At 63.6% G+C, this 1,368-nt stretch carries 2 protein-coding genes and 1 tRNA gene; all 3 read right to left on the bottom strand.

All coding sequences use genetic code 11. The features are described from left to right. Positions 1-617, bottom strand: a 617-nt coding sequence (locus AC1DU6_RS31300; protein ID WP_477862038.1) for a tripartite tricarboxylate transporter substrate-binding protein, incomplete at its 3' end; no start/stop codon positions are given. 165 nt (positions 618-782) lie between these two features. Next, positions 783-876 (bottom strand) — tRNA-Ser (locus tag AC1DU6_RS31295). A 48-nt stretch (positions 877-924) separates the two neighbouring features. Beyond that, on the bottom strand, positions 925-1,368 hold a 444-nt coding region (locus tag AC1DU6_RS31290; protein ID WP_477862036.1), incomplete at its 5' end, for an ACT domain-containing protein.

Here is a 1,368-nt window from a genome sequence, read left to right as displayed (position 1 = left end):
CCGTTGAGCAGGGCCTGGGTGGCCAGTGAGTCCTGGCCGAAATGCACCGGCTTGGCCGCGTCGCCCGGCAGGCCGTTCAATGCCAACAGATAGCGCACGGCCAGGTTTTGCAGGGTGCCGGCACCGCTCGTGCTGTAGCGCAACTGCGCTGGCGTCGCGGCGATGGCTGCCAGCAACTCGCGCATGGACACAATGGGCGTGCCGCTGCGAACGGCGCAGATGAGCGGCGCCTGGTCGAGCACGGCCAACACCGTGAAGTCACTCAATGGCGCGGCCGTGCGTGGCGACAGCGCCGGCAGGATGGCAACGCTGCCCACCCGGGCCAGCAACAGCGTCAGGCCATCGGGCGCGGCTTGCCTGACAGCCCGCCCCGCTGCGGCGCCCGATTCAGCCGTCAGATGGACGATCTCGAAGCCCACGCCGCCAACGCGTGTCGCGCTCTGGACGAAATTGCGCGCCGAGCCGTCGGCCTCACCGCCGGCCATGAAGGGCACGAAAAGCCGGACGGTGGTCGGCGACACCGGCAGAGCATGAGTGATGGGCTGCACGGCGCGCGCGGCCGCAGCGGCCAGCAGCGCCCCGGCAAGCACCAGCAGGGTAGCGAAGCCCTGCCTCACCCGATTTATTGTCTTGACCGCCACGTGGCGATCATAAATAACCGAATAAACGGGAGATTTGGCAAATTTGGACTTGAAACGATCAATTCGTGACGAATCGCCCAAAAGCGCCTGTTGGAACGCCGAAAAGACAAAGCCCGTCACGAGGACGGGCTTTGATGTGTTTGGAGGAGACGGAGGGATTCGAACCCTCGATTCGCGTTTTAGCGCAAATACTCCCTTAGCAGGGGAGCACCTTCGGCCACTCGGTCACGTCTCCAGCACAGCCCCGCATTCTATACCAGTGCGGAGCAATCTCAGACAGAAATCAGGCCGCGGTAGCGGCTTCCTGATCGAGGTCGAAGGCCTTGTGCAATGCGCGCACGGCCAGCTCCATGTACTTCTCGTCGATGACGACGCTGGTCTTGATCTCGCTGGTGGAGATCATCTGGATGTTGATGCCCTCTTCACTCAACGCGCGGAACATCTTGCTGGCCACGCCGACATGCGAGCGCATGCCGATACCAACGATGGAGACCTTGCAGATCTTGGGGTCGCCGACGACCTTGCTGGCGTTGGTGGCCGGGCCGACCGTGTTCTGCAGCAGCTCCATCGTGCGCGCGTAGTCGTTGCGGTGCACGGTGAAGGAGAAGTCGGTCTTGCCGTCGTGGGAGACGTTCTGGATGATGACGTCGATGTCGATGTTGGCCTCGGCCACGGGTCCCAGGATCTGGAAGGCGATGCCGGGCTTGTCGGGCACGCCGAGCAGCGT

The sequence above is a fragment of the Roseateles sp. P5_B10 genome (genome assembly GCF_056400485.1).
The sequence above is the reverse complement of the archived record's forward strand: the minus strand, read 5'-3'. Positions and strand labels throughout refer to the sequence as shown.